This window comes from Pseudomonas sp. 05N434, assembly GCF_056396965.1.
In genome coordinates this window covers 1-3,485 of record NZ_JBFTMK010000535.1, presented here as the reverse complement: position 1 = coordinate 3,485, position 3,485 = coordinate 1, and the positions used below count along the sequence as shown (strand labels likewise).

The window sequence follows — 3,485 nt, the reverse complement described above, 5'->3', positions numbered from 1 at the left end:
GCAAAGGACTCGCAGGCATTGGCCAGTAGCTCTTCGATGTTGATGTCCGGGGCAACGGTGTAAATCGTGCTCGGCTTGCGTGGGGGCTTGGGGTCGGACGGTTTGAGGTAGTAATCGAGGGCGCGCTCGGCGGCTTCGTTGAGTTTTTTGGAGTCCGGGGTTTCGTAAGAGGAAACGTCGTCGGTTTCGGGTGGGTTGGGTGTGATTTTGAACATGGTGAAACTCCTACAGGAAATGGAGCCACCAAGACCTGTCGCTAAACAGGTAAGGGTGGCGGCTGCACGCAGGTTAGCGAACCGGGTGTAGGCGCCCGGCAGACCCGAAGGTCTCCCGCGCACAGCCGCCATGACATCAATCGCAGATATAGACAATCTGCAAGAGAGTTTGGAGCGCTGTTGCGCCTACAAAGGTTCGGGTCGCTAAACCCGATCGCTGATTCGTCAGCGACCGGGAAACAATAGAACCCGACCCTTAGGCGCACAAGCCGGCGGATTCTGGCGCAGTCGTAGGCAACGACGCAAGGATGTGTAGCCTGAGTGAGTGTCTGGAGATGTATTTTAAACATCGTTGTTTATTTCTCATTCAGGCTTAGGAGAGGCAGGGTTGATAAATAATGGCGTGCCCTTTCTCCGAGTCCCTCATTTTTCGTCCTCTGTTTATATTGTTCGCACCAGTGGTCGCGAGTTTCGGATATTTATTTGCGACCCATGGTGAAGTGATCAAAGGTAATTAAATCCCAGACGCTTGTAATGATCTCTACATACCAAATGTCATTGTCTGAAGTAGAGAAGAATACACGGTGGGGGCCGGGACTATTGGCAAGGTACTGATAAGATAGTCTTGTTTTGTCTTTTCTTAAGAAATTAACCAGTATTCCGTTGCTTTGGACGAATCTGTAGTAAAACTCGACAGAGGAGTAGCCCCAGTTGAACTCGAGTTGCATGTATTGGCTCGTGCCACTGGCGTTTGTATGCATCTCTAGAACTTGCGCAGCGCTTTGGTTATGCACGGGAGGGTAAGGGCCAGTGAGAATGGTGTTTATTGAGTTTATACCCATAATGCCATTTCCTCCGAGAAAGCGAATGGTCATGCTAGGCAGTGATATGGTCTGGCCAAGTGATATAAAGCGTGAGTAGTGGCTATCGAAATTTTCCGACAAAATAGGCTGGATGTTCTTGACTGTATAGATTAAAGAACGCGGGAAGATAATCGTTATGGGCTTTTGCCCCTTGAAGTTGGCTTTGACTTCTACATGGAGGGTTGAACCATCCTGCAGCAGTAACAGTTGCGCACGTGACAGTGTTCTGGTGAATCCATTTGTCTCTTCCTCAGGTGTCAAGGAACCTCCTGTCACTACGGGAATAACAAGGGGGGTTCCATTGTTTCCGGTTCCGATGACCGTTATGTCAATAAGATAATTTCCACCCTGAAGCGGCCATGGAGTTTTAGTGATGGTGGCATCACCGTCGAATTCATTGATATCCAAGGCCCGTGCACTATCAGCCTGATCGATGATGGGAGCTCCCAATCGAACATCACCGTCGACGATCCGTTCAATCGTCAGTGCCAACGGCGACGATGTCCCTACCGGCTTCCCATCGCGAATCAACTCCCAATACAATTCGACATCGCGCCCCATCCACTCCAATAGAAGCTCGAAAGTTAATTTGAAGTTTGCCCTTTTGTTTTGATTGAATAGCTGCGCAGGAAACGTTTTGTCGCCTGCGATCGGATTCTTGATCATTAGACGCGCTCGATCATTCAACCCCGCTGTCAGGAATTCAATTCGAACCGTTGCTCCATTTGAGTGAGTCAACACATCAATGGGGCTCTTCGCCGGGGCTACCAAAGTTGGTGGGTTCAGATCGAGACGGCCGAGATGTATGTCCAGGCGCTTCTCCGGGGATTTGACCCGGTTGCCCAACTGGTCGACGACATAGAACTCGGCCACAGTACTCGGGTTGTCGCCCGCCTTCTGGAACATGTCGGTGAACAGTGTATGGGTGATCGGCGCCGTGCCGTCGGGGACGTCGAACCGGTCCTGGGTGTCGCCCAACAGAAATTCGATGCGGTCATAGTTGCGCCGATTGGCATAGGTGAACCCGAACTCCACCCCTTGCGCTGCCCGTGCGGCGCTGACGCCGTCCTTGAGCACGTCGGCCGGGATCACCAGATTCAGGTTGTCCGCAGACCGCAGGTGGTACAGCACCAGCAGATCCCGAGAGGGTTCACTGTTCCCGCTGACACGGGTGACCACGTAATGCAACCGATTGACGCCCTGGATCAGGTACCCGTGCGGCAGGTAAAGACGCTGGCGCAGTTGTTCCTCTCCGGGTTTGACGGTCTGGCCTGCTCCTGGGACGAGATTGCCGTTGCAATACAAATCCACGCGATCATCGACCGCCATGATCCAGGAGCGCAGCTGCAACTCCTCCCAGTAATCAACCAGGCATTCAAGGCCTTGGGCCTGGCCGTCATAAAGGGCTTTGGGAATACCGCCGTCAGCGATGCCGGCGGGTCTTATCGGGGATACCCAGCCCGGGATGATTATGGGAAACAGCGTAAACAGCTTCGTTAGCTCGGCGGACTGGATATCCATCAAATTCTCCGGGGGAGGCGACAAGTTTCAAGTCCACTCGGGACGAGTACTCATCACACCGCAGGGAAAACAGATTGGCTACTATCAGATCTGACAGGTATATGTGGATTTAAGACGAACGGTCATATCAGTCACATCGGCATCGGCTGCCTGACCAACCGTTTACGGGCGGGTGGTTGTGGGGGGCCACGATACAGCGACCATCATCAACGGCATGCGTGAGCTGAAACGACAAAACCTGCCATCCCTGTTGAAGGAATGGCGGTTTTTTTTGCCGGTGAGATCGTTTTCGCGAGCAGGCTCGCTCTCACACATTCGATCTTCAGTGAACACAAAACAGGCGAACAACCCGGATCGACTGTGGGAACGAGTCTGCTTGCGAAGAGGCCCGAAAGACCACCATAAAACTTGCAGCCTGAAGGGCTTTTGTGGCGAGGGAGCTTGCTCCCGCTGGGCTGCGAAGCGGCCCCAAAACCATTCGACCCAATTGCATCAGGTAGACCGCATGTACAGGGTTTACGACTGCTGCGCAGCCGAGCGGGAGCAAGCTCCCTCGCCACAGGGGGCAGCGTTTGACCTCAGGTTACAGGGCCGGGTCAGCCTTCAGTTCCAGACTGTCCAGCGCCCGACTCACCGCCAGTTCACCAAACATGATGAGCTGCGCGACGCCCAATATCGTATTGCTCTGCGGCCCCTCCAGAAAACCGGCACAGTCACTGGCGATCACCTTGGCCGAGGCAAAGGACTCGCAGGCATTGGCCAGTAGCTCTTCGATGTCGATGTCCGGGGCAACGGTGTAAATCGTGCTCGGCTTGCGTGGGGGCTTGGGGGCGGACGGTTTGAGGTAGTAATCGAGGGCGCGCTCGGCGGCTTCGTTGAGTTTTTT

General features: G+C 53.8%; 2 protein-coding genes and 1 pseudogene. All 3 read right to left on the bottom strand.

Annotated elements, in window-relative coordinates; all coding sequences use genetic code 11:
• Positions 1 to 215: pseudogene (locus AC1DLB_RS25255) on the bottom strand (DUF6124 family protein); the annotation flags it as partial.
• Positions 216 to 694: 479 nt separating this feature from the next.
• On the bottom strand, positions 695 to 2,599 hold the full coding sequence (locus AC1DLB_RS25250; RefSeq protein ID WP_477743411.1) for a hypothetical protein: 1,905 nt from the start codon (positions 2,597 to 2,599) through the stop codon (positions 695 to 697).
• Between the two features lie 583 nt (positions 2,600 to 3,182).
• A partial coding sequence (locus AC1DLB_RS25245) for a DUF6124 family protein (protein ID WP_477785854.1) occupies positions 3,183 to 3,485 on the bottom strand: 303 nt, incomplete at its 5' end.